The following is a 24,253-nucleotide window of genomic DNA, read 5'->3' as shown; positions in this document are numbered from 1 at the left end:
CGGAGTTGACGTGATACCGCCCATATGGTCGATGCATCCAGCTCGGAATCGGTGTATGTGTGGGCAGGCCCCATCGACTCGCGCCAGAGGGTGATCTTCCCGCCCGGACACGACCTTGCGGACCTGCCGTATGTTGGCCGTACGGCCAATGGGATGATGAGCGCGCCATGACCGACCCCCACCAGCGCACGGCGCGCTCCGGACGAGACATCCGGATGCTGCGGGCCGCGGTGTTCGCCGCGGTCTGCGTCGTGCTGGCCGCGGGCGGTCACACGCTGGCCTCCTGCGCCACCGTTCCGCTGTGGACGCTGGGCGCGGGGTTCCTTGGGGTCCTCCTGGTCGCGGCGCCGCTCGCCGGACGCGAGCGCTCGCTGCCCGGCATCGCCGCGCTGCTGGCGCTCGGCCAGACCGTGCTGCACACGCTGTTCGGGCTGGGACAGAGCGCCTCGGCCGCCGGCGGGACGGCGATGACGTCGACCGACGCCTCGCTGGTCGAACGCGCGGCACGGCTGGTGTGCGGCACGACGGCGGCGGCGATCACTCCGGCGCACGCCCGGCGGATCCTCGCCGACGCCCGGCTGTCCACCACCCCGGCCATGGACATGAGTTCCATGCGCCATCCGACGGACGCGCTGTCCGCGACGAGCCCACTGCTGCCGTCCCTGCCGATGCTGCTCGGGCACGTCCTCGCGGCCGTCGCCGCCGGCTGGCTGCTGCGCCGCGGCGACCTCGCGCTGCTCCGGCTCATGGCCCTGTCCGCCGGCTCCCTGGCCGACGGGGCGCGCGCACGGTCGTTGCGCGCCGCCCTCGCCCTGGTGCGCGCCCTGCGCGCCGGACTGCCGACCACTCCCGGGGCGGGCCCGCGACCGCCGCGCACCGCGCTGCTCGCGCCGCCGAAGCCCCGTACCACCGCACTCCAGCACTCGGTGATCCGGCGCGGCCCGCCGGCCGTCGCGTACGCCCTCACCGCCTGACACGACGCGACCGCCCTTCCGGTTTCGGGTTCCCGGTTCCTGGTTTCCGGTTTCCGTTTTTCGGATGACGGGGCCGCCGTCGCGCGGCGCACACGCGCGTGCCCACGTTGGCGAGTCCTCCGACCACGGCGACGGCCACACGCGCGTACCCCTCGTCATCACCGGAACCTCACTCGAAGTGGAGTGCTCCCTGCCATGAAGGCTTCTCGTCTCGCCGCCTCCGGCGCCCTCGCCGGCGCCGCGGTGCTGGCCCTGTCCGCCCCCGCGTTCGCGCACGTCAGCGTGCAGCCGGAGGGCACGGCCGCCAAGGGCGGCTACGCGGTGATCGACTTCAAGGTCCCCAACGAGCGCGACGACGCCTCGACCACCAGGCTCGAGGTCACCTTCCCGACCGACCACCCGCTGGCCTCCGCCCTGCCGGAGCCGATGGCCGGCTGGAAGATCCAGGTCACCAAGTCCAAGCTGGCCAAGCCGGTCGAGATGCACGGCGAGAAGATCAACGAGGCCGTCTCCAAGATCACCTGGACCGCCGAGGGCAAGGGCGTCGAGCCCGGCTACTTCCAGAAGTTCCCGGTCTCCGTCGGCGCCCTGCCCGAGGACACCGACGAACTCGTCTTCAAGGCGCTGCAGACGTACTCCGACAACGAGGTCGTGCGCTGGATCGAGGTACGGCAGGACGGCCAGGAGGAACCCGCGAACCCGGCTCCCGTCCTCACCCTGTCCGCCGCCTCCGTGGACGGTCACGGCACGGCGACGGCCGAGGACGCCTCCGACAAGACCACCACGGCCGCCGCGGAGCCCTCCGGCGACACGGGCGACGGCACCGACACCACCGCGCGCGTGCTCGGCGTCGTCGGCATCGCCGTGGGCGCGCTGGGCGTCGCCTACGGCGTCCTCGCCGGCCGTCGGCGCACCGACGCCTGAAGCCCTCGATCCGCCGTGTGCACCGGGGGCGTACGACCCCCGGTGCGCACCGGCACTCTCACATCTGGGACATTTTTCTATGCGCAAGAAGACGTTCGCCGCGGCCGCGCTGCTCGCTGCCGCCACCCTGACCCTCTCCGCCTGCGGCAGTGGTGACAGCGGCGACTCACCCGTCGCCGTGGTCTCCGAGGACTCCTCGCAGAAGGCCGCGACGGTCCTCGACCAGCCGTTCGAGAAGCCGGATCTGGTGCTCACCGACACCAAGGGGCAGAAGTACGACTTCCGCAAGGAGACGGCGGGCCGGCCCACGCTGATCTACTTCGGCTACACCCACTGCCCGGACATCTGCCCGCTGACGATGAACAACATCGCCGTCGCCAAGAAGCAGCTGCCCCAAGCCGAGCAGGACAAGCTGCGGGTCGTGTTCGTCACCACCGACCCGGCCCGTGACACCCCCTCGGAGCTGGGCAAGTGGCTCAAGGGCATCGACCCGCGGTTCATCGGTCTGACCGGCGACTTCGCCACCATCCAGGCCGGCGCCCGCACCCTCGGCATCTCGATCGAGCCGACCCACAAGGACAAGAAGACCGGCAAGGTCGTCTCCGTCCACGGCACCCAGGTCATCGCGTTCTCGCCGAAGACCGACGGCGGGTACGTCCTGTACGGCGAGGACGCCACCGTCGACGACTACACCAAGGACCTGCCCAAGATCATCAAGGGGCAGAACCCGTGAACCGGCTCGCCCCCACGGCTCTGCTGATAACCGGGACCCTGGCCCTGACCGGCTGTGGCGGCTCCGGCGACACCAAGCCCGAACTGTCCGTCAGCTCCGCCTACATGCCCCAGCCGGTCACCGGCGACATGGCCGCGGGCTTCTTCACCGTCGCCAACAAGGGCGGCGCCAAGGACGAGCTGACCTCCGTCACCAGCGGCGCCTCCGCCAGCGTCACCCTCCACGAGACCGTGGGGCAGTCCATGGAGCAGGTCACGTCCCTGGACGTGCCCGCCCACGGTCAACTCGTGTTCAAGAGCGGCGGCAACCACCTGATGTTCGAGAACCTGAAGCGGAAGCCGGTGCAGGGCGAGAGGGTGACCGTCGAACTGCACTTCGCCACATCCGGTCCGATCACGATCGAGATGCCGGTGAAGTCGGCGACGTACAACCCTGCGACCGGCCACTGAGGGAAGGCACGACCGTGACACCGACCATCACCCCCCGCCGACTGCGGGCCCTGGTGCTGCTGTTCCTGGCCGTCGCCGGCGCACTGCTCGCCGGTGCCGGACCGGCCTCGGCGCACGCCGCGCTGAACGGAAGCGACCCCGCGCAGGGGGTGGTGGTCGACAAGGCTCCCACCGAGGTCGCGCTGACCTTCTCCGAGAAGGTCGCCACCAACTCCGACTCCCTGCGCGTGCTCGATCCCAAGGGCAAGCGGGTCGACACCGCCAAGCCGTCGAACATCAGCGGCACCACGTACGCCGTGCCCCTGCACAGCGGGCTGGCCGACGGCACCTACACGGTGTCCTGGCAGGTCGTGTCGGCGGACAGCCACCCCGTCGCCGGTGCCTTCACCTTCTCCATCGGCGCCCCCTCCAAGACGTCCGTCAAGGCGGTCGGCCAGGAGGTCGGCGGTGGGGTCGTCGGCTGGCTGTACGGCTTCGGGCGGTACATGTCGTACGCCGGCTTCATCGTGATGGTGGGCGGCGCGGCCTTCGTCCTCGGCTGCTGGCAGCGCGGATCGGGCGTACGGCCGATGCAGCGGCTCGTGGTCTCGGGGTGGCTCTCGCTCACCGCGGCGACCCTTCTGCTGCTGCTCCTGCGCGGTTCGTACACCAGCACCGGCAAGGTCGGCGACATCTTCGACCTGAGCCTGCTGGGACAGGTGCTGCAGACCAAGACGGGCGCGGCGCTGGTGTCCCGGCTGCTGCTGCTCGCCGCGGCGGCCCTGTTCATCGCCGTGCTGTTCGGGGCGTACGACAAGCGCGAGGACGACGAGAAGCGGGACCTGACGTTCGGGCTCGCGATCGGCGGGGTCGTGGTGTCCGCCGGGCTCGCGGCGAGCTGGGCGATGGCCGAGCACGCCTCGACCGGACTGCAGCCGGGCATCGCCATGCCGGTCGACGTGGTCCATCTGCTGGCCGTCGCGGCCTGGCTGGGCGGACTCACCGCCCTGCTGGTCGCCCTGTACCGGTCGGAGACCCCGATCGAGGCCTCCGCGGTACGGCGCTTCTCGACCGTCGCCTTCGGCAGTGTCCTCGCGCTGGTGGCGACCGGCGTCTACCAGTCCTGGCGCCAGCTCGGCTCCTGGTCGGCGTTCACCGACACCGCGTACGGACAGCTGCTGCTCGTCAAGATCGGGCTCGTGGCGCTGCTCGTCGGTATCGCCTCGATCTCGCGGCGCTGGACGGCCCGGCTGGTGGACACCGTGCCCGCCAAGGCGGGCAAGCGGGAGAAGGAGCACGTCAGCGCGGGCGCCGGCGGGAAGAAGGGGGCCGCGGGCGGGACGAGGGCCACGGGCGACTCCAAGCGGGCCGCTCAGCTCGCCCGCCAGCAGGCGGCCATGGACACGGCATGGCAGAAGCAGCAGCGCGACGCCGATCCCCACCGGTTCGGGCTGCGGCGCTCCGTGCTCGCCGAGGCGGGGGTGGCCGTCGTACTGCTCGCCGTCACCACGGTGCTGACGCAGACCGAGCCCGGCCGTACCGAGCAGGACGCCAAGGCGGCCGCCGACTCCACGTCGGCCTCCTCCTCCGCCTCGGACTCCTCCTCCGGCGCGCTCACGCTGACCATGCCCTTCGACACGGGCGGCACCGACGGCAAGGGCGTGGTGTCGGTTGACCTCGATCCCGCGGGCGTGGGCGCCAACGAGATGCACGTCTACGTCACCCGGCCCAACGGCCGCGCCTTCGACGTACCCGAGGTGAAGGTCTCCTTCACCCTCGACGCCAAGAAGATCGGGCCGTTGCCCGTCTCTCCCGACCACATCACCACCGGGCACTGGGCGGCGAACGGGGTGCAGATCCCGATGGCCGGCGACTGGAAGGTCGCCGTCACGGTGCGCACCTCCGACATCGACCAGGTGACCGTCTCCAAGAACGCGCAGATCGGCTGAACCGCACCATGGCTGACCAGACCAGTCCGGAGGCCCGGACACCGCTCGACACGGGTGTCCCTCCACAGACCCCCGCCCGGGACGGCATCTCGCGCCGCGCCCTGCTCGGCACCGCCGGCGCCACCGGGCTCGTGCTCGGTGCGGCAGGGGGCGCCGTGGGGTATTCAGCGGCACCCTCCGAGGCCACGCCGTTGACCTCCGTCGGCGCGAGCATGGCAATGTTTCACGGGAAACATCAGCCCGGCATCACCGAAGGGCTCCAGGCGCGCGGCCACCTGGTGGCCTTCGACCTGGTGGCGGGCGCCGGCCGCAAGGAGGCGGCCGCACTGCTGCGCCGCTGGTCGGCGACGGCAGAGCGGTTCATGGCGGGCGAACCGGCGGCGAGCGACGACACGGACGTGGCCCGCGACGCCGGGCCCTCGTCGCTGACGATCACCTTCGGCTTCGGGCACAGCTTCTTCGCTCGGACCGGCCTGGAGAAGCAGCGGCCCGTCTCCCTCGACCCGCTGCCCGACTTCTCCTCCGACCAGCTCGACAAGGCCCGCAGCGACGGCGATCTGTGGGTGCAGATCGGCGCCGACGACGCCCTGGTCGCCTTCCACGCCCTGCGCGCGATCCAGAAGGACGCCGGGAGCGCGGCGAAGGTCCGCTGGCAGATGAACGGCTTCAACCGCACCCCGGGTGCCACGGCCCACTCCATGACGGCACGCAACCTCATGGGCCAGCTCGACGGCACGCGCAATCCCAAGCCGACGGACGCCGACTTCGACCAGCGCGTCTTCGTGCCGGCGTCCGGCTCGAAGGACCCGTCCTGGATGGCGAACGGCTCCTACGCCGTCGTACGCCGCATCCGGATGCTGCTGGACGACTGGGAGAAGCTCTCGCTCACCGCCCAGGAGAACGTCATCGGGCGCCGCAAGTCCAGCGGCGCGCCGCTGTCGGGCGGCTCGGAGACGACCGCGATGGACCTGGAGAAGACGGACGCCAAGGGCGAGTACGTGGTCCCCGTCAACGCCCATGCCCGCATCACCCGGCCCGACCAGAACGGCGGGGCGGCGATCCTGCGGCGGCCCTTCTCCTACCACGACGGCATCGACGCCGACGGAGTGCCGGACGCGGGCCTGCTCTTCGTCTGCTGGCAGGCCGACCCGCTGCGCGGCTTCGTCACCATCCAGCGCAAGCTCGACCGCGGGGACGCCCTGTCGAAGTACGTCCGCCACGAGTCCAGCGGCCTGTTCGCGGTGCCGGGCGGCGCGGCGAAGGGCGAGTACGTGGGTCAGGCGCTGCTGGAGGGATGACGGGCCGGGTGGGCCGTACGGAAGGGCTTGGCGGGGACGCGTGAGCCGTACGGAACGGCTTCTCCGAGACGCGTGAGCCGTCTTCCACAAGGGCCATTAGGGTGAGGTCATGCCTGCGAGCTACGCCTATCTCGGTCCCGAGGGCACCTTCACCGAGGCCGCCCTGCGCATGCTGCCCGAGGCGGCCACGCGGGAGCTGGTCCCGTACGTGTCCGTCCAGTCCGCACTCGACGCGGTCCGCTCCGGCGAGGCCGAGGCCGCGTTCGTGCCGATCGAGAACTCCGTCGAGGGCGGGATCACCACCACCCTCGACGAGCTGGTGGCGGGCGCACCGCTGATGATCTACCGCGAGGTGCTGCTGTCGATCACCTTCGCGCTGCTGGTCAGGCCCGGCACCAAGCTGTCGGACGTCAAGACCGTCTCCGCGCACCCGGCCGCCCAGCCGCAGGTGCGCAACTGGCTGCGCGCCAACCTCCCGGACGCGCACTGGGAGTCGGCCGCCTCGAACGCGGACGCGGCCCGGCTCGTCCAGGAGGGTCAGTACGACGCCGCCTTCGCCGGTGAGTTCGCCGCCGCCCTGTACGGGCTGGACGCCCTGGAGACCGGCATCCACGACGCCGAGAACGCCCAGACCCGTTTCGTGCTCGTCGGCCGGCCCGCCCGTCCGGCGGCCCCGACCGGCGCGGACAAGACCTCGGTCGTGCTGTGGCAGCGCGACGACCACCCCGGCGGTCTGCGCGATCTGCTGGGCGAGTTCGCCACCCGCGGCATCAACCTGATGCTGCTCCAGTCCCGTCCGACCGGCGCCGGCATCGGCAACTACTGCTTCTGCATCGACGCCGAGGGCCATATCTCCGACCGCCGGGTGGCCGAGGCCCTGATGGGGCTGAAGCGGATCTGCCTGGAGGTACGGTTCCTCGGTTCGTACCCGCGTGCGGACGTCGGCGTCGAGGACGTGGGCGCTCCCCGCGCCGGGACCTCGGACGAGGAGTTCGTGGCGGCGTCGGACTGGGTGGCGCGCTGCCAGGACGGACGTTTCTAGCGTGTTAACGGACGCTGTCCAGCAGTCCTACCTGCAGATTTTCGTTATCCACAGAAGTTATCCACAGGTCCGCTTCTCGACCTGGGGACAAGTCGACATCACGGGGCGACTGTGTCGACAAATCTGCCCTCCGGCCACTGCCGCATCCACATGCGCGCACATCACCGTTCGTCCACTCGTTTCCTTTAGGCAATCCTTTGGGGCGACCCCTTTCCACTTGAAAGTGAGGGTAAGACCGGGTTTGAACAGGGAATCCTCACTGTGATCCCCCCGGTTTCGGAGTGATCAATTCCGAAATCCACAGATCCTCCGCACAGCCTGTGGATAACTCTTCCGGGGGTGTGGATCCCTGTGGACAACCGATCCCCAAATCCCGTTCCGCACAAGGGAGTCCGGTCAACCCGAGGCCGTCCACATGATCCGTCTCGGGTAGTGGGACACCTTTTATTGACACGTTACGCAATTCGCCCATAACGCCACGTAAGGATCTTTTCGTGATCGTTGGAATGGTTGAGTCGTGAGCCGTATCCCCGCACCGGTAGCCTTGGCCGTGTGATTGACCTTCGCCTGCTCCGTGAGGACCCCGACCGTGTGCGCGCGTCGCAGCGCGCCCGTGGAGAGGACGTCGCGCTCGTCGACGCTCTCCTGTCTGCCGACGAGCGGCGCAGGTCCTCCGGCGTCCGCTTCGACGAACTCCGCGCCGAGCAGCGCCAGCTCGGCAAGCTGATCCCCAAGGCCTCGGGTGACGAGAAGGCCGAGCTGCTGAAGAAGGCCGGCCAGCTCGCCGCCGACGTCAAGGCCGCCGACGCCGAGCGCGACGCGGCCGACGCCGAGACCAAGGAACTACTGCTCCAGCTCGGCAACCTCGTCCACCCCGACGTGCCCGTCGGCGGCGAGGAGGACTTCGTCACCCTCGAGACGCACGGCACGATCCGCGACTTCGGCGCCGAGGGCTTCGAGCCCAAGGACCACCTGGAGCTCGGCACCCTGCTCGGCGCGATCGACGTGGAGCGCGGCGCCAAGGTCTCCGGCTCCCGCTTCTACTTCCTCACCGGCGTCGGCGCCCTGCTCGAGCTGGCGCTCGTCAACGCCGCGATCGCCCAGGCCACGGCAGCCGGCTTCACGCCGATGCTGACACCCGCGCTGGTGCGTCCCCAGTCGATGGCGGGCACGGGCTTCCTCGGCCAAGCGGCCCAGGACGTCTACCACCTCGACAACGACGACCTCTACCTGGTCGGCACCTCCGAGGTCCCCCTCGCCGCGTATCACATGGACGAGATCCTCGACGCCGACCGCCTCCCGCTGCGCTACGCCGGCTTCTCGCCGTGCTTCCGCCGCGAGGCCGGCTCGCACGGCAAGGACACCCGGGGCATCTTCCGCGTCCACCAGTTCGACAAGGTGGAGATGTTCTCCTACGTCGCCCCCGAGGACTCCGAGGCGGAGCACCGGCGGCTGCTGGAGTGGGAGAAGCAGTGGCTGAGCTCGCTGGAGCTGCCCTTCCGGGTCATCGACGTGGCCTCCGCCGACCTCGGCGCCTCCGCCGCCCGCAAGTTCGACTGCGAGGCGTGGATCCCGACCCAGGGCAAGTACCGCGAGCTGACCTCCACCTCGGACTGCACCGAGTTCCAGTCCCGGCGGCTGCAGATCCGCGTCCGTGACGGCAAGCAGGTCAGGCCGCTGGCGACGCTCAACGGCACGCTGTGCGCCGTACCGCGCACGATCGTGGCGATCCTGGAGAACCACCAGCAGGCCGACGGCTCCGTGTACGTGCCGCCGGTGCTGCGCCCGTACCTGGGCGGCCGGGAGGTCCTGGAGCCGGTCGCCAAGTGAGCGACTTCCCCTACCGGCTGGTCGCGACCGACCTCGACGGAACGCTGCTGCGCTCCGACGAGTCGGTCTCGCGGCGCACCCGTGACGCGCTCGCCGCAGCCGCCGCGGCGGGCGCCGCGCACATCGTCGTCACCGGCCGCGGAGCGCCGTGGACCCGGCACATCCTGGACGACCTCGGCTACGACGGCCTCGCCGTCTGCGGTCAGGGCGCCCAGGTCTACGACGCCAAGGAGCACCGGCTTCTGACGTCCGTGACGCTGGACCGGCAGTTGGCGGGCGTCGCCCTGGCCAAGATCGAGGCGGAGGTCGGCCCCCTGCACCTGGCGGCGAGCCGGGACGGCCTGGACGGCGACGTCCTGGTCGGTCCGGGGTACGCGGTCACCGGCGCACTGCCCGCCGTTCCCTTCACGGACGCGGCCGACCTGTGGGCCGCCCCGCTGAACAAGATCTACATACAGCATCCGACACTCGGCGACGACGAACTGGCCGAGGCGGCCCGCCAGGCGGCCGGTGGCTTCGTCACGGTGGCGATGGCGGGCGCGGGCATCGTGGAACTGCTGCCGCTGGGTCTGTCGAAGGCGACGGGACTGTCGCTGGCGGCGCGCCGGCTCGGTGTGAAGGCGGCGGAGACCATCGCCTTCGGCGACATGCCGAACGACATCCCGATGTTCGCCTGGGCGTCCTACGGGGTGGCCATGGCCAACGCCCACGAGGAGCTCAAGGCGGTGGCCGACGAGGTGACGGCCTCCAACGAGGAGGACGGGATCGCAGTGGTGCTGGAGCGGTTGCTCGCGTAGCCGCCTCAGGTCCGCGCAGCTGCGGGCAGTCGTGCGCTGGGGCGGCACGGGTGGCGCGGCGGCACCTGTCGGCGCCGAGTCGCGCGACCGGCCCGTGCCGCTCCAGCGGTGGGTGCCCCCTTGCAGCAGGGGGCGACAGGGAAGGCGGCCCACGCCGGCGCAGCGCGCCGCGTGCTCGAAGCGGCCGCCCCGGGCAGTTGCTGAAAGTGGACTCGACGGTGGGGTAACTACACCGGAGTCCTCCGTGAACTGCCCTGGCGGGAGCTCGACGGACTGTCGTGCATGGACATCGCCGGCTCCTCTCCCAGAACGTGGCACCGAACTCGTCGTCCGGCGGTGTGAACATAACCACTGTGCCTGTCGGACGAGTTGGACGCCACCGAATAAAACGGCCGTACGACGGTCTACCGCCGACGCCACTTCCGGCGGCGCCCCTTGCTGAAGAACCACCCGGCGGGCGGCTCGTCGGAGCGCCAGGGCTGGGGCTCCGGTTCCTCGGTCCGCCAGCGGGCGGCGAGCATCCGGGCGCGGGCTGAGGGTTCGGTCGTCTCGGCGGACCGTATGAAGTTCTCGTCCAGGACGAGGTCGTCCCAGTTGTCTGCCATCCCCGTTCCTCTCAGCCCACTCTTCCCTTTTGCCCAGTGTGCCCGGACAGGGGTGAAGTCCCTGTCAATAAGGCCTGCGTCTACTCCTCGCCCGCCAGCGTCAGCGACCGCAGCTTCTGTCCCGCGTACCAGGTGGCCAGGACGGTCACCACGACCAGGAACACCGTCGCCGTGGTCAGACCGACGTCCGAGGTCACCAGGTCCCCGCCGGCCACCTTGTGGGCGACGGCCAGCGACCACTGCTGGACGCTGAGCGTGCGCGCACCGGGCACCAGGGAGCCGAACAGGGCCTCCCAGACGAGGGCGTAGACGAGTCCGAAGACCACCGCGTGCCGGGACACCGTGCCCAGCAGCAGGAACAGCGCCGCGTACGCGATCGAGGAGACCAGGGCCGCGACCGTGTAGGCGACCGCGATCTGCTGCCCGTTGCCGTTGAGGATGAACCCGGCGATCAGGGTCGGCAGCGCCGAGAAGACCATGGTGACCGCGATCGCCACGATCAGCTTGGTGAAGATGATCGTCGGACGCTTGAGCGGCTTGGACAGCAGGTACACCACCGAGCCGTCGTCGATCTCCGGGCCGATCGCTCCCGTACCGGCGATGACACCGATGATGGGCACCATCGTGGCGAGCGCGAGCCCGCCCAGCAGGTCGGAGGCCGTCTGGTCGTCGGCTCCGGCGAGGGCGCGGACGACGACGGAGATGACGATGAGCAGCAGGGGCAGGGCCCCCAGGATGAGGGCCCGGCGGCGGCCGAGCAGGGCCCGGTAGGTGAGCCGGGCGACTGTGGGGTCGTACATCTTCGGCCTCCTACGCCGCGACCAGGTAAGAGAAGACGGACTCGAGGGACTCGTCGGACGGCGAGACCGTGAGCAGCCGGATGCCGTGGTCACGGGCGACCCGGGGCAGCAGGGCGGTGAAGCGGCCGAAGTCGACGGCCTGGACGCGCAACGCGCCCTCCGCGAGGTCGACCTCGATGCCGGACGTCGACGGGTCGGCGATCAGCGCGGCCGCGAGGGCGCGGTCGTCGCTGGAGCGGACCAGGTAGCGGTGCGGGCGGTCGGTCATCAGCCGGCGGATCTTGCGGAAGTCGCCGCTGGCCGCGTGCCGTCCGGCCACGACGACCTCGATGTGCCAGGCGAGCTGCTCGACCTCTTCGAGGATGTGGGACGAGAACAGCACCGTGCGGCCCTCGTCGCCCATGCGCCGCAGCAGGTCCATCAGCTGCATCCGCTGGCGCGGGTCCATGCCGTTGAAGGGCTCGTCCAGCAGGAGCAGCGAGGGGTCGTGGACCAGGGCGGACGCCATCTTCACGCGCTGGCGCATGCCCTTGGAGTAGGTGGAGATCTTGCGGTCCTGCGCGTACTCCATCTCGACGGTCGCCAGAGCCCGTTGGGCGGCCTTCTCGCCGAGGCCGTGCAACTCCGCGTTGGCGACGACGAATTCGCGTCCGGTGAGGAAGTCGTACATCGCCTCGCGCTCGGGGACGATGCCGATGTGCTTGTAGACCGACTCGTTGCGCCACACCTGCTCGCCGTCGAGGGTGACGGTGCCGGTGGAGGGGGCGAGGAAGCCGGCCATCATGTTGATGAGGGTCGACTTCCCGGCGCCGTTGGGGCCGAGCAGGCCGGTGACGCCGGGGCCGATGGTCATGGTGATGTCGTTGACGGCGACCACGTTGCCGAACCAGCGGGAGACGTGGTCGATGGAGAGCGTGGTCACAGTCCCACCTTCTTGTAGCGGCGCATCAGGAGGCCGTAGCAGGCGGCGATCAGGCCCAGGACGACCAGCACGTAGACCGCGCCCTCGCCGTTGCCGGGGCCGACCGCGCCGGGGAACGCCGAACTCGCACCGAGGAAGGCCGACTGGACGCCGTCGATGAGCGTGACGGGCGAGAAGAGGCCGATCCAGGGGATGGCGCCGCTGCTGTTCTGCGCGTCGGCGATGGCCTGGAGCGTGGAGACGGCGCCGTAGGAGATGGTCAGTACGGCGATGACGGCCGCGATACCGAAGCCCCGCCGGGGCGTCACCGAGGCGATGACCAGGCCGATGCCGGCGAAGAGCAGCGAGAGCAGTGCCACGGAGACCAGCCCCTGTGCGAACCCCTTGGTCTGGTGGGCGAAGTCGAGCTTGGCCAGCAGCGCGCCCACGTAGAGCACGATCAGCGGGGCCGCGGTGAGGACGAACATCGCGGAGGCCAGCGCCGCGTACTTCGCGCGGACGTAGTCGGCGGTCTCGATCGGCCGCGAGAAGTACAGCGGGACGGTCTTGAAGCGCAGGTCCCGGGAGACGGACTGGGGCGCCTGCGAGGCGACGTACAGGCTGATGACGGCCTGCATGATGATCGCGTAGCGCGTGTAGTCGACGGGCAGTTCCTTGGCCTTGGTGGCGACCGCGACGGCGACCATGATGGCCGCGGGCACGCACATCACCACGAACAGCAGCATCGGCAGCACCTTGGACTTGATGGAGCGTCCGAGGCCGTAGGCGCCGCGCAGCGACTGCGAGTAGAGGGAACGGGTGGCGTAGGAGCGGCCGAGGCGGGGGCCGTCGTAGTTGCGGTAGCCGATGTTGTGGATGCGGGTCTGGTCACCCGGTACAGCGGCCGTGGGGTGCTCAACTGCCATTGACTGCCGCCTCCTTGCGCTGCTCGTCCTCGGTGGTGAAGACCTCCGAGATGTGGTGCCGGCGCTGCTCCATGCGTACGAGGCCCAGGCCCAGGTCGGCGACGACGTCACGGACCAGGTCGTAGGTCTCCTCGCCCTGCGCGGTCAGCAGCAGGATGTGACCCGCGCCCGGCAGGCCGCTGCCCGCCTCGACGGTCACCCCGCGCGCGTGCAGCGCCTCGCGCACCGCGCGCGTGCCGTCGGGGTGCTCGTCGGTGTCGGTGACCTCGACCGCGAGGGTGGTCGTGGTCTGGGTGAAGTCCGTGGTGGAGCTGGAGCGCAGCAGCTTGCCGCCGTCGATGACGACGACGTGGTCGCAGGTGCGTTCGAGTTCGCCCAGGAGGTGGGAGGTGACCAGGACCGAGATCCCGAAGTCGGTGTGGATGCGGCGGATCAGGCCGAGCATCTCGTCACGGCCGACCGGGTCGAGGCCGTTGGTCGGCTCGTCCAGGAAGACCAGCTGCGGGTCGTGCACCAGGGCCTGCGCGAGCTTCACGCGCTGCTTCATGCCGGTCGAGTAGCCGCCGATGGGGCGGTAGCGCTCCTCGTACAGGCCGACGTGGCGCAGGGTGTCGGCGGTGCGCTCGCGGGCGGCGGTCGGCGGCAGGCCCGACATACGGGCCATGTGCACGACGAACTCGGTCGCCGAGACGTCCGGCGGCAGGCAGTCGTGCTCCGGCATGTAGCCGACACGCTCGCGGATGGCGGCACCCTTGGTCGCGACGTCGAGCCCGAGCACTTCGGCTCGGCCCTCGGAGGCGGGGGACAGACCCAGCAGGATCTTGATCAGTGTGGACTTGCCGGCTCCGTTCGCTCCGACGAGTCCGGTCACACCGGGCCCGACGTCGACGGAGAGCCGGTCAAGCGCGGTCACCCGGGGGAACCGCTTGCTCAGGCTTTCGGTCGCGATCACAGTCACGCTTCGAAGGTAGTGACCTGGACCACCCCTGTAGTCAGACCCGAGGGCCGTCTTCGTCTCAGTCTCCAGATGTACGGGTCCGTAGGGGATTCCCCTACCTGAGAGCTACGCAGAGTTATCCACAGCCCGGAACCCGGCTGTTGACGCGGTCTCTAACAACTGTCACATTCACCGGTGTCACGGGTGTCACGTTACGGACACGTACCGCGGTCGAGGTACGACGAGGGGTGGGCGATGGCATGACGACGGCAGTGACGGGCGAACTCTCGGCGCGGCTGAGGGGGTTCAGAAAGGTGCAGCGCCTCGCCTACGAGTGCGCCGAGGCGGTCGCCGCCCGGCTGCGACCGGGGGTGACCGAGCGGGAGGCGGCCCGCATGCAGCGGTCCTGGCTGCGCGAGCGGGGCGTGCGGGACTGGTTCCATCTGCCCTTCGCCTGGTTCGGCGACCGCACCGCGTTCGTGAACTTTCGCGTCCCCCTGCAGTTCTTCCCGAGCGACCGGCGCCTGGAGCCGGGAATGCCGTTCATCCTCGACATGGCTCCCGTCCTCGACGGTTGCACCGCGGACATCGGCTACTCCGGCTCCCTCGGCCCCAACCCGGTGCAGGACCAGCTCATGGCGGACCTGGAGGCACACCGGGAGCTGATCCTGCGCGAGGTGCGCGAGCGGCGCCCGCTGCGCGAGATCTACGAGGACGTGGACCGCCTCATGGTCCGCCAGGGCTACGCCAACCGGCACCGCGCCTACCCCTTCGGCGTGATCGCCCACAAGGTCGACCGGGTGAAGCGGCGCCGCTGGTCACCGCACGTCTTCGGGTTCGGCACCCAGGCGCTCAAGGGCCTCGCCTCCGACGCGCTGCGCGGTCACCGCGAGGGCTGGTCACCGCTGTGGTCGCCCTACCGCTTCTCCGACCACCCGCCGCAGCCGGGGCTGTGGGCGGTCGAGCCCCATCTCGGCTTCCGGGGCACGGGTGCGAAGTTCGAGGAGATCCTGGTCGTCACCGACTCGAGGGACCCCGAGGAGAGCACCTTCTGGCTGGACGACGATCTGCCGCACACGCGGCGCTGGGCGGAGGAGAAGTGACGGTACTGGAGGGCGCGCGCGAGCGCCGGGTGCACACGGGCGGCATCGAGCTGTGCGTCGCCGAGCTGGGCGATCCCGGGCGGCCGACGGTCGTGCTGGTGCACGGCTACCCGGACAGCAAGGAGGTGTGGTCCGAGGTGGCCCCACGGCTGGCCGACCGCTTCCACGTCGTGCTGTACGACGTCCGCGGACACGGCCGTTCGACGGCGCCGCGACCCCTGCGCGGCGGCTTCACCCTGGAGAAGCTGACCGACGACTTCCTGGCGGTGATCGACGCCGTCAGCCCGGACCGCCCGGTGCACGTCGTGGGGCACGACTGGGGCTCTGTGCAGTCCTGGGAGTTCGTCACCGTCCGGCGCACCGAGGGACGCGTCGCCTCCTTCACCTCGATGTCCGGTCCCTCCCTGGACCACTTCGGCCACTGGATCGACGGCCGCCTGAAGCGGCCCACCCCGCGCCGCGTCGGCCAGCTGCTCGGCCAGGGCGCCAAGTCCTGGTACGTGTACCTGCTGCACACGCCCGTGCTGCCCGAGCTGGCCTGGCGCGGCCCCCTCGGCAAGCGCTGGCCCCGCATCCTTGAGCGCGTGGAGAAGGTGCCCGGCGGCGACTACCCGACCTCCTCGCTGCCCCGGGACGCGGCGCACGGGGCGTGGCTGTACCGGGACAACGTCCGCGCCCGACTGCGCAGGCCGCGCACCGACGCCTACGCGCACGCGCCCGTGCAGCTCATCACGCCCCTGGGGGACGCGTTCCTCTCCGAACGGCTCTACGACGGACTGGAGCAGTGGGTCCCGCGGCTGACCCGCCGCACGCTGCCGGCCAAGCACTGGATCCCGCGCACCCGGCCGGACCAACTGGCCGCCTGGATCGCCGAGTTCGTCACCGCCACCGAGGGAGGCAGCAGCGAGCCGGCGGCCACCGGCAGGTACGCCGACCGGTTCGGCGGGCAGCTCGTGCTGGTCACCGGCGCGGGCAGCGGCATCGGCCGGGCCACGGCGTTCGCGTTCGCCGAGGCGGGCGCGCGCGTGGTCGCCGTCGACCGGGACGCCGAGGCCGCCGCACGCACCGTGGAACTGTCCCGGTTGATCGGCGCCCCCGAGGCGTGGGCGGAGACGGTCGACGTCTCCGACGAGCAGGCCATGGAGAAGCTCGCCGACAAGGTCGCCGCCGAGTACGGCGTGGTGGACGTCCTCGTCAACAACGCGGGGATCGGCCTGGGCGGCTCCTTCTTCGACACGACCCCGGAGGACTGGAGGAAGGTCCTCGACGTCAACCTGTGGGGGGTCATCCACGGCTGCCGGCTCTTCGGGAGGCAGATGGCCGAGCGCGGCCAGGGCGGCCACATCGTCAACACCGCGTCGGCGGCGGCCTACCAGCCGTCCAGGGCGCTGCCCGCCTACAGCACCTCCAAGGCGGCGGTGCTGATGCTGAGCGAGTGCCTGCGCGCCGAACTCGCGGGTCGGGGAATCGGCGTGAGCGCCATATGTCCCGGCTTCGTCAACACGAACATCACCTCCACCGCGCGCTTCGCGGGCGTGGACGCGGAGGAGGAGAAGCGGCGCCAGAAGAGGACGGCACGGCTGTACGGCCTGAGGAACTACCCGCCGGAGAAGGTCGCCGACGCGATCCTGAAGGCGGTCGTGCGCAACCAGCCCGTCGTGCCCGTCACCCCCGAGGCGCGGGGCGCCCGGCTCATGTCCCGCCTCACCCCGCGCGCGTTGCGGGCGATCGCACGACTGCAGCCACCGCTGTGAGCGCACCGATCACGCCCCGACGGGTGTCCTTCGACTGGTCGCGCACGCCGCTGCACTGGATACCGGGCGAGCCGACCGTGGAACTCGGGTGCTGGAGCCGGTGCCCGGTGACGAGGGCGTCTTCCTCGTGCCCAGTCCCCAACAGCTGGCCGTCGGGGCCGAGTTGTACGCCGCGGTCGTTCCGCTGTCCGCGATCTCGGGTCATCTGCGGGAGTTGAGGGGACAGGTCGAGCACATCGCCGCCTGTTTCCTGGAGTTCACCACGGAGCACGTCTTCGCTCGCTGTCTGCGGGAACCGCACCGTCCGACCGACGCGGACGCGCCCGAGGCGGCCTCCCTGGGACGGCGACTGCGGCCCCTGGCGCAGCAGACGGTGGACGCGGAACTGGCGCGGGCGATGCGGTCGTTGGCGGTGCTCCATCTCCGGCGGCAGTCGGAGAGGGCGAGGTGCCGGAGGGGCGGGCGGTGTCACGTTCCGTGGTCCTGCCCGAGGAGACAATGCGGGTGGTGGAGGGACTCGTCGGGGTGGAGCGGGTGGCTCAGTTTGTGGCGTTGGCGGCTGAACGGGAGGTGCGGGCGCGGGAGTTGGACGCGCTCACGTCAAGGACTGTGCCCCCAGTCGATCTTGACGAAGGGGGCTGACATGTCGGGGAGTTGTCCACAGAACTGCCAAGTAGCCTGTGGATAACTACAGTTGGTTGTGGATCAAACCTCCGGGCGAAAATAATCTGCGTGATGCGCGTCTCTCCCGTCATGCTGAGCGGATGGATGAAAGACGCACCGTCAAGGTGTCCAAGTACCTCTCGAAGCACCTGCGCCACCAGCCCGAGCGGATCGGGCTCACGCTGGACGAGGCCGGCTGGGTCGAGATCGACGTGCTGATCGCCGCGGCCGCCGCCCACGGCTTCCGCTTCACCCGGGACGAACTCGACCATGTGGTCGCCCACAACGACAAGAAGCGCTTCGCGATCGACGGCACCCGGATCCGCGCCAGTCAGGGCCACAGCATCGAGGTCGAACTGGGCCTCTCCCCGGCGACCCCGCCCCCGTGCCTCTACCACGGCACCGTGGCCCGCAACCTGGACGCGATCCATGCCGAGGGGCTGCGCCCGATGAACCGGCACGACGTCCATCTCTCCGCCGACGGCGAGACGGCGACCCGGGTCGGCGCACGGCGCGGAAGGCCCGTCGTGCTCTCCGTGGACGCGGGCGCCATGCACCGCGACGGCCATGTCTTCCACGTCAGCGCCAACGGCGTGTGGCTGACACAGGCCGTACCACCGCGGTACCTGAGGTTCCCCGAAGCACACTGAGCCCTGCATGATCCACGGCATGGACCTCCCCACCACCCAGGCCGCCGTCAACGCCCTTCGCGCCATCGCAGCCGAGTACGGGCGCGAGATCGAGGTGAGCCACGACATCGGCGCCGACCAGACCTCCCGACGCACCGCCGCGGGCATCGGCGTCACCATCGACCCGGACGGCTCCCTTCCCCACGAGGCGTACACCGAGTTCGGCGGAGTGCCCCGGGTGAGTGTGCGGCTCTACCCGGACGACGACGCGCTGATCGAAGTCGAGGGCGTCCAGTGTCCCGACGTCGCCCGCGACGACGTCCCCGCCTTCCTCCGGTCCCTGTTCGACGATCGCGCCCACGTCAAGAGCCGCCGCTTTCCGCCCGGCCACTTCCTGATCGTGCCGCTGCCCGGGGACCGCACGCATCGCGAGTACGTGTCGATGCTCACCCTCACGCCCTGGCTCAGCGGCCGCGTGCGATGACCGTCGGTGACCGTTTCACGTGAAACCCTCTCTCCCGCTTACGCTCGACACATGAGTCTGCGCCTGAGCACCGTGATCCTTCCGCACCGCCGCTGGCACGAGGGCGGCCGCACGGCATGGCAGCGGGCCGAGCAGCTCGGCTTCCACACCGCCTACACCTACGACCATCTCTCCTGGCGCGTCCCGTTCCGGGACGGCCCGTGGTTCGGGGCCCTGCCGACGTTGACCGCCGCCGCGGCCGTCACCGAACGACTGCGTCTGGGCACGCTGGTGACCTCGCCGAACTTCCGGCACCCGGTCACCCTCGCCAAGGAGCTGATCTCCCTCGACGACATCTCCGGCGGCCGGATCACCCTCGGCATCGGCGCGGGCGGCACCGGGTTCGACGCCACCGCACTCGGCCAGGAGCCGTGGACCCCGCGCGAACGGGCGAACCGTCTCGCCGAGTTCGTGCCGCTGCTGGACCGGCTGCTGACCGAGGACGAGGTGTCGTACGGGGGAGACTTCTACTCGGCGCACGAGGCACGCAACATCCCCGGCTGTGTGCAGCGGCCCCGGCTGCCCTTCGCCGTCGCCGCCACCGGGCCCCGCGGGCTGAAGCTCGCCGCACGGTACGGACAGGCATGGGTGACCACAGGGGACCCCAGGCTGTACGAGAACGGCACTCCTGAACAGTCGGTTCAAGCCATTCGCGGACAGGCCGAGAACCTCGCCGACGCGTGCGCCGCGATCGGCCGGAGCGTGGCGGACATCGACAAGATCCTGCTCACCGGTTTCACCCCGGACCGTGGCCGTCCGCTGGAGTCGCTGGACGCGTTCGTGGACTTCGCGGGCCGCCACCGGGAGCTCGGCTTCACCGAGATCGTGATCCACTGGCCCGTCCCCGACACCGTCTTCGCCGCCGACGAGAAGGTCTTCGAGCAGATCGCCATGGAGGCGCCCGCGCAGCTGGGCTGACCGCGACAGGGTGTCGTCCGTGCACCGCCTGTGGGTACTCCGGCACGGTCGCGCGGGCATATGCGGGAGAATGGCCCGGTGACCTCAGCGACTCGACAGCCCGAGACCCCGGCCGCCGCCGTACCGCCGCGGCTCATAGCCACCGATCTCGACGGCACCCTGCTGCGGGACGACAAGTCGGTCTCCCCGCGCACGGTCGCCGCTCTCGCCGCCGCCGAGGAAGCGGGCATCGAGGTCTTCTTCGTCACCGGACGGCCGGCCCGCTGGATGGACGTCGTCAGCGACCATGTGCACGGCCACGGCCTCGCGATCTGCGGCAACGGTGCCGCCGTGGTCGACCTGCACGGCGGCCCCGGCGCCCACCGCTTCGTGAAGGTGCGCGAGCTGGCACGGGAGAACGCGCTGGACGCGGCGGTGCTGCTGCGGGAGGCGGCACCGGGCACGGTGTACGCGATCGAGCAGACCTACGGCTTCCACCAGGAGCCTGACTATCCCGCCCTGCACATGGAGATCCCGGACAACCTCGCCCCGGCCGAGGACCTCCTCGCGCCGGACGGCCCGGGCGCCGAGGAGCCGGTCCTGAAGATCCTCGCCTACCATCCCACGGTCGACCCGGACGCCTTCCTCACCCTGGCCCGCCTCGCCATCGGCGACCGCGCCACCGTCACCCGCTCCAGCCCCAGCGCCCTGCTCGAGCTCAGCGGCCCCGGCGTCTCCAAGGCCAGCACACTCGCCCTGTGCTGCGCCGAGCGCGGCATCTCGCACGAGGAGGTCGTCGCCTTCGGGGACATGCCCAACGATGTCGAGATGCTGACCTGGGCGGGCCGCTCGTACGCCATGGGCAACGCCCACCCCGACGTCATCGCGGCCGCGTCCGGCCGGACGGTCGCCAACAACGACGACGGGGTGGCGGTCGTGATCGAGCGGATGCTGGCGGGGCGGGCGTAGTCCGGCCGACGGGAAACGGCAGACCGTTCCGGTCCTACGCCGCTCCCAGCACCAGCGACTCCGTCTCCGCCTCCCGCTCCACCATCGCCCGCAGCGGCCCGGGGACGGCGGCCAGTTCGGCGTACGTCCCGCGCTGCACGACCCGTCCCCCGTCGAGTACGACGACCTCGTCCACCGCCTCCAGCCCGGCCAGCCGGTGCGTGATGAGCAGGGTCGTACGGCCCTCGGTGGCGGCCAGCAGATCGGCGGTGAGCGCGTCGGCCGTCGCCAGGTCGAGGTGCTCGGCGGGCTCGTCGAGCACCAGCACCGGGAAGTCGGCCAGCACTGCGCGGGCCAACGCGAGCCGTTGCCGCTGCCCGCCGGACAGCCGTGCCCCGTGCTCGCCGACGAGCGTGTCGAGCCCGTCGGGCAGACCGTCGGCCCAGTCGAGCAGCCGGGCACGCCGCAGACAGTCCCGCAGTTCGTCCTCGGTGGCGTCCTTCTTCGCCAGCAGCAGGTTCTCGCGTACCGAGCTGTCGAAGAGGTGCGCGTCCTGCGCACACAACCCGGCGAGCTTGCGGACGTCGTCGCCGTCGAGGGCGTACGCGTCCACGCCGGCCAGCGTGTAGGAGCCCGCGTCCGCGTCCAGGAACCGCAGCAGCACCTGCGCGAGCGTGGTCTTGCCGGAGCCGGAGGGCCCGACCACGGCGATCCTGCGCCCTTGGTCGAGGGTGAGGTCGAGGCCGGCGAGGGCGTCCCGATCCTGGCCCGCGTGCCGCGCGGTGAGAGCCCGGAGGGCGACCGGGAACGGGGAGGCGGGCGCCTGCCTGGGCTGCCGCGGCTCCCGTACCGGTTCGGGCGCGTCCAGGACCTCGTGGACCCGCTCCGCGCTCCTGCGCACCCGTTGGCGGTACTGCACGGCCAGGGGCAGTCCGAGGACGGCCTCGAAGGCGGCCAGCGGGGTGAGCACGACCACGGCCATCGCCACGCCGCTCAACCGGCCGTCGGCGACACCCTGGACGCCCGCCAGGGCGGCCGCGGCGACGGTCAGGCCGGAGATCAGCGCGGTGAGTCCGTCGCCGAGCGCGGTCGCGGTGGCCGCGCGGGAGGCGATCCGGGTGAGCGTGCCGTCGGCCCGCCGTGTCTCGGCGGTACGGGCGGGCAGAGCGCCCGCCACCGTCAACTCGGCGGTGCCGGTGAGCAGGTCGGTCACGCGCGTCGCCAGGACTCCCCGGGCAGGAGCCAGTCGGCGCTCCGCGCGCCGGGACACCATGGCGGTGACCAGCGGGACACCGACGCCTGCCGCCAGCAGGCCGACGGCGAGGACCGCGCCCGCCTCGGGGAGCAGCCATGCCGTGAAGCCGACGGAAGCGGCGGAGACGATCACCGCGGCACCGGCGGGCAGCAGCCAGCGCAGCCAATAGTCCTGCAACGCGTCCACGTCGGCGACCAGCCGCGACAGCAGGTCGCCCCGGCGGGTGTCGCGCAACCCGGCGGGCGCCAGCCGCTCCAGACGCCGGTAGACGGCGACCCGGGTGTCGGCGAGCATCCGCAGCACCGCGTCGTGCGACACCAGCCGCTCCGCGTACCGGAACACCGCCCGCCCGATGCCGAACGCCCGCGTCGCCGTCACCGCCACCATCAGATACAACACCGGCGGCTGCTGCGAGGCGCGCGAGATGAGCCACCCGGAGGTCGCCATCAGTCCGACGGCACTGCCGAGGGCGAGGGAGCCGAGCAGGAGGGCGAGGGCGAGACGGCTGCGGCGGGGGCCGGACATGGCACGGACACGGCCGAGGACGCCGCCTTTGGTCGTCCGGGGCTCGGTGACTGCGGCGGCGTCGAGGGCGATGTCCTGGACGGTCTCCCGCTCGGCGCGGGGTGCCGTGGAAGCCCGGTTCTCCACGGGAACAGGGGCCGACGGTTCCGCCAGCCGCACGACCCGGTCCGCCACCCCGAGCAGCGCCGGCCGATGCACCACCAGCAGCACCGTCCGCCCGACCGCGAGCCGCCGTACCGCCTCCACGACCTCGGCCTCGGTGGCCCCGTCCAGCGCGGCCGTCGGCTCGTCGAGCAGCAGCACCGGCCGGTCCGCGAGGAACGCCCGGGCCAGGGCCAGCCGCTGCCGCTGACCGGCGGACAGGCCCGCACCGTCCTCACCGAGCACCGTCTCGGCACCGGCGGGCAGCGCGTCCACGAACTCCAGCGCACCGGCATCCGCCAGCGCCCTGCGTACGGCGGCCTCGTCGGCCTCGGGACGAGCCAGCCGTACGTTCTCGGCGATGGTCCCCGCGAACAGATGCGGCCGCTGCGGCACCCACGCGACCCGTGAGCGCCACTGCTGCGGATCGACGTCCGTGAGGTCCGTGCCGCCGACCCGCACCCTCCCGGCACTGGTCGGCACGAACCCCAACAGCACGTTCAGCAGTGTCGACTTGCCCGCACCGCTCGGTCCGACCAGCGCGACCGTCTCACCGGGACGTACCGAGAAGGACACGTCCGACACGGCGTCCTCGGCCCTGCCCGGATAACGGACAAAAACCCCTTCGAACGCCACGGCGCCCGGCGGCACCGCTGCCGTGCCCGACGCCGGAACGGGCGTCTCCAGCACGGCGAAGATCTCCTCGGCGGCGGCCAGGCCTTCCGCCGCGGCGTGGTACTGCGCTCCGACCTGCCGCAGCGGCAGATACGCCTCGGGGGCGAGCACCAGGATGACGAGACCGATGTACAGGTCCATCTCGCCGTGAACCAGCCGCATGCCGATCGTCACGGCGACCAGTGCCACCGAGAGCGTGGAGAGCAGTTCCAGGGCGAAGGAGGAGATGAAGGCGATGCGCAGGGTCCGCATGGTCGCCTGCCGGTACTCGCCGGTGATGCGCTTGATCGACTCGGCCTGCGCCTTGGCCCGCCCGAACACCTTCAGCGTCGGCAGCCCCGCCACGACGTCCAGGAAGTGTCCGGACAACCGGGACAGCAGCTTCCACTGACGGTCCATCCGGGACTGCGTCGCCCAGCCGATCAGCATCATGAAGACGGGGATGAGCGGCAGCGTGCCGATGATGATCGCCGCCGAGACCCAGTCCTCGGTGACGATCCGGGCCAGCACGGCCACCGGTACGACCACCGCCAGCCCCAGCTGCGGCAGATACCGCGAGAAGTAGTCGTCGAGGGCGTCGACTCCGCGCGTGGCCAGAGCGACGAGCGAGCCGGTCCGCTGCCCGCTCAACCACCCCGGACCCAGCGCGCCGGCCCGCTCCAGCAGCCTCCCCCGCAGTTCCGACTTCACCGCGGCGCTGGCCCGATGGGCGGCGAGTTCCGTGAGCCAGGAGACCAACGCCCGGCCACCGGCGACGGCTGCCAACAACAGCAGGGGAGTGCGGAGTTCAGCGACCGACATCCCGTGCTGGAAGGCTCCGACCACCACGTCGGCGATGAGCATGGCCTGAGCGATGACCAGCGCCGCACCGACCGCACCCAGGCCGACGACCGCCACCATGAAAAGGCGGGTGGCGCGGGCATATCGGAGCAGGCGCGGGTCGATCGGTTTCACGTGAAACACACCCTCTTCTCAAGGGGCATGTTTCACATGAAA

The 24,253-nt window shown here is 70.9% G+C and carries 21 protein-coding genes and 1 pseudogene; 16 read left to right on the top strand and 6 right to left on the bottom strand.

Going from position 1 to position 24,253, the window contains the following annotated elements; genetic code table 11:
* Positions 1 to 167: 167 nt before the first annotated feature.
* The 9 genes from ABZ453_RS35510 to ABZ453_RS35470 all read left to right on the top strand — a co-directional run bounded on the left by ABZ453_RS35510 (position 168) and on the right by ABZ453_RS35470 (position 9,975).
* Positions 168 to 974, top strand: coding sequence for a hypothetical protein (locus ABZ453_RS35510; RefSeq protein ID WP_359021636.1), 807 nt, complete (start codon positions 168 to 170; stop codon positions 972 to 974).
* A 195-nt stretch (positions 975 to 1,169) separates the two neighbouring features.
* Complete coding sequence (locus ABZ453_RS35505) at positions 1,170 to 1,898, top strand: YcnI family protein (RefSeq protein WP_359021634.1); 729 nt, start codon at positions 1,170 to 1,172, stop codon at positions 1,896 to 1,898.
* Between the two features lie 79 nt (positions 1,899 to 1,977).
* Positions 1,978 to 2,631 carry an SCO family protein gene (locus ABZ453_RS35500; protein WP_359021633.1) on the top strand — a complete coding sequence of 218 codons (654 nt, stop codon included), beginning with the start codon at positions 1,978 to 1,980 and terminating at the stop codon, positions 2,629 to 2,631.
* A complete protein-coding gene (locus ABZ453_RS35495; protein ID WP_359021631.1) occupies positions 2,628 to 3,080 on the top strand; it encodes a copper chaperone PCu(A)C in 453 nt (150 codons plus the stop codon). Before ABZ453_RS35500 ends, ABZ453_RS35495 begins: the two co-directional genes overlap by 4 nt.
* A 14-nt stretch (positions 3,081 to 3,094) precedes the next feature.
* On the top strand, positions 3,095 to 5,008 hold the full coding sequence (locus ABZ453_RS35490; RefSeq protein WP_359021629.1) for a copper resistance protein CopC: 1,914 nt from the start codon (positions 3,095 to 3,097) through the stop codon (positions 5,006 to 5,008).
* An 8-nt stretch (positions 5,009 to 5,016) separates the two neighbouring features.
* Entirely contained in the window at positions 5,017 to 6,306 is a 1,290-nt protein-coding gene (gene efeB, locus ABZ453_RS35485; protein WP_359021627.1) for an iron uptake transporter deferrochelatase/peroxidase subunit, read from the top strand.
* A gap of 109 nt (positions 6,307 to 6,415) precedes the next feature.
* Positions 6,416 to 7,348, top strand: a complete 933-nt coding sequence (pheA, locus tag ABZ453_RS35480; RefSeq protein ID WP_359021625.1) for a prephenate dehydratase — start codon at positions 6,416 to 6,418, stop codon at positions 7,346 to 7,348.
* Positions 7,349 to 7,900: 552 nt separating this feature from the next.
* Entirely contained in the window at positions 7,901 to 9,178 is a 1,278-nt protein-coding gene (serS, locus tag ABZ453_RS35475) for a serine--tRNA ligase (RefSeq protein WP_359021623.1), read from the top strand.
* Positions 9,175 to 9,975: an HAD family hydrolase gene (locus ABZ453_RS35470; RefSeq protein ID WP_359021621.1), complete on the top strand. Its 801-nt coding sequence runs from the start codon at positions 9,175 to 9,177 to the stop codon at positions 9,973 to 9,975. The genes serS and ABZ453_RS35470 overlap by 4 nt, the downstream gene beginning before the upstream one ends.
* A gap of 404 nt (positions 9,976 to 10,379) precedes the next feature.
* Here ABZ453_RS35470 and ABZ453_RS35465 read toward each other — a convergent pair whose 3' ends face one another.
* From ABZ453_RS35465 to ABZ453_RS35445, 5 genes are all read right to left on the bottom strand, one after another.
* A complete protein-coding gene (locus ABZ453_RS35465; RefSeq protein WP_208777941.1) occupies positions 10,380 to 10,580 on the bottom strand; it encodes a hypothetical protein in 201 nt (66 codons plus the stop codon).
* Between the two features lie 80 nt (positions 10,581 to 10,660).
* Positions 10,661 to 11,380 (bottom strand): ABC transporter permease, encoded by a 720-nt coding sequence (locus tag ABZ453_RS35460; protein WP_356769224.1) that lies wholly within the window; start codon positions 11,378 to 11,380, stop codon positions 10,661 to 10,663.
* Positions 11,381 to 11,390: 10 nt separating this feature from the next.
* A complete protein-coding gene (locus ABZ453_RS35455) occupies positions 11,391 to 12,302 on the bottom strand; it encodes an ABC transporter ATP-binding protein (RefSeq protein WP_359021618.1) in 912 nt (303 codons plus the stop codon).
* Complete coding sequence (locus ABZ453_RS35450) at positions 12,299 to 13,207, bottom strand: ABC transporter permease (RefSeq protein WP_359021617.1); 909 nt, start codon at positions 13,205 to 13,207, stop codon at positions 12,299 to 12,301. The genes ABZ453_RS35455 and ABZ453_RS35450 overlap by 4 nt, the downstream gene beginning before the upstream one ends.
* On the bottom strand, positions 13,197 to 14,159 hold the full coding sequence (locus tag ABZ453_RS35445; RefSeq protein ID WP_359021700.1) for an ABC transporter ATP-binding protein: 963 nt from the start codon (positions 14,157 to 14,159) through the stop codon (positions 13,197 to 13,199). Before ABZ453_RS35445 ends, ABZ453_RS35450 begins: the two co-directional genes overlap by 11 nt.
* Before the next feature lie 245 nt (positions 14,160 to 14,404).
* Between ABZ453_RS35445 and ABZ453_RS35440 the strand changes: the two genes are divergently transcribed.
* The 7 genes and pseudogenes from ABZ453_RS35440 (at position 14,405) to ABZ453_RS35410 (ending at position 20,682) form a co-directional block, all read left to right on the top strand.
* A complete protein-coding gene (locus tag ABZ453_RS35440; RefSeq protein ID WP_359021615.1) occupies positions 14,405 to 15,247 on the top strand; it encodes a M24 family metallopeptidase in 843 nt (280 codons plus the stop codon).
* The gene (locus ABZ453_RS35435) at positions 15,244 to 17,001 is read left to right on the top strand and encodes an SDR family oxidoreductase (protein ID WP_359021613.1); all 1,758 of its coding nucleotides are present in this window, start codon (positions 15,244 to 15,246) and stop codon (positions 16,999 to 17,001) included. The genes ABZ453_RS35440 and ABZ453_RS35435 overlap by 4 nt, the downstream gene beginning before the upstream one ends.
* Before the next feature lie 88 nt (positions 17,002 to 17,089).
* Positions 17,090 to 17,643, top strand: a pseudogene (locus ABZ453_RS35430) (MerR family transcriptional regulator); the annotation flags it as partial.
* 122 nt (positions 17,644 to 17,765) lie between these two features.
* The gene (locus ABZ453_RS35425) at positions 17,766 to 18,314 is read left to right on the top strand and encodes an RNA 2'-phosphotransferase (protein ID WP_359021611.1); all 549 of its coding nucleotides are present in this window, start codon (positions 17,766 to 17,768) and stop codon (positions 18,312 to 18,314) included.
* Positions 18,315 to 18,333: 19 nt separating this feature from the next.
* Complete coding sequence (locus tag ABZ453_RS35420; RefSeq protein WP_359021609.1) at positions 18,334 to 18,777, top strand: hypothetical protein; 444 nt, start codon at positions 18,334 to 18,336, stop codon at positions 18,775 to 18,777.
* Between the two features lie 51 nt (positions 18,778 to 18,828).
* On the top strand, positions 18,829 to 19,734 hold the full coding sequence (locus tag ABZ453_RS35415) for an LLM class flavin-dependent oxidoreductase (protein ID WP_359021607.1): 906 nt from the start codon (positions 18,829 to 18,831) through the stop codon (positions 19,732 to 19,734).
* A gap of 60 nt (positions 19,735 to 19,794) precedes the next feature.
* A complete protein-coding gene (locus tag ABZ453_RS35410; protein ID WP_359021605.1) occupies positions 19,795 to 20,682 on the top strand; it encodes an HAD hydrolase family protein in 888 nt (295 codons plus the stop codon).
* Positions 20,683 to 20,716: 34 nt separating this feature from the next.
* On the opposite strand, the gene cydD is transcribed toward ABZ453_RS35410, so the two are convergent.
* Entirely contained in the window at positions 20,717 to 24,211 is a 3,495-nt protein-coding gene (cydD, locus tag ABZ453_RS35405) for a thiol reductant ABC exporter subunit CydD (RefSeq protein WP_359021603.1), read from the bottom strand.
* Positions 24,212 to 24,253: the final 42 nt, after the last annotated feature.

The organism is Streptomyces sp. NPDC005799, assembly GCF_040630525.1.
Classification (GTDB): Bacteria; Actinomycetota; Actinomycetes; order Streptomycetales; family Streptomycetaceae; genus Streptomyces; species Streptomyces griseorubiginosus_B.
This window is presented reverse-complemented; position numbering and strand designations above follow the sequence as displayed.

Bases quoted from the DNA above. Each gene is read 5' to 3' on its own strand.
- efeB (WP_359021627.1), top strand. From the start codon at position 5,017: ATGGCTGACCAGACCAGTCCGGAGGCCCGGACACCGCTCGACACGGGT.
- ABZ453_RS35460 (WP_356769224.1), bottom strand. From the start codon at position 11,380: ATGTACGACCCCACAGTCGCCCGGCTCACCTACCGGGCCCTGCTCGGC.
- ABZ453_RS35500 (WP_359021633.1), top strand. From the start codon at position 1,978: ATGCGCAAGAAGACGTTCGCCGCGGCCGCGCTGCTCGCTGCCGCCACC.
- ABZ453_RS35410 (WP_359021605.1), top strand. From the start codon at position 19,795: ATGCGGGAGAATGGCCCGGTGACCTCAGCGACTCGACAGCCCGAGACC.
- ABZ453_RS35420 (WP_359021609.1), top strand. From the start codon at position 18,334: ATGGACCTCCCCACCACCCAGGCCGCCGTCAACGCCCTTCGCGCCATC.
- ABZ453_RS35440 (WP_359021615.1), top strand. From the start codon at position 14,405: ATGACGACGGCAGTGACGGGCGAACTCTCGGCGCGGCTGAGGGGGTTC.
- ABZ453_RS35450 (WP_359021617.1), bottom strand. From the start codon at position 13,207: ATGGCAGTTGAGCACCCCACGGCCGCTGTACCGGGTGACCAGACCCGC.
- ABZ453_RS35415 (WP_359021607.1), top strand. From the start codon at position 18,829: ATGAGTCTGCGCCTGAGCACCGTGATCCTTCCGCACCGCCGCTGGCAC.
- ABZ453_RS35510 (WP_359021636.1), top strand. From the start codon at position 168: ATGACCGACCCCCACCAGCGCACGGCGCGCTCCGGACGAGACATCCGG.
- ABZ453_RS35505 (WP_359021634.1), top strand. From the start codon at position 1,170: ATGAAGGCTTCTCGTCTCGCCGCCTCCGGCGCCCTCGCCGGCGCCGCG.
- pheA (WP_359021625.1), top strand. From the start codon at position 6,416: ATGCCTGCGAGCTACGCCTATCTCGGTCCCGAGGGCACCTTCACCGAG.
- ABZ453_RS35425 (WP_359021611.1), top strand. From the start codon at position 17,766: ATGGATGAAAGACGCACCGTCAAGGTGTCCAAGTACCTCTCGAAGCAC.
- ABZ453_RS35465 (WP_208777941.1), bottom strand. From the start codon at position 10,580: ATGGCAGACAACTGGGACGACCTCGTCCTGGACGAGAACTTCATACGG.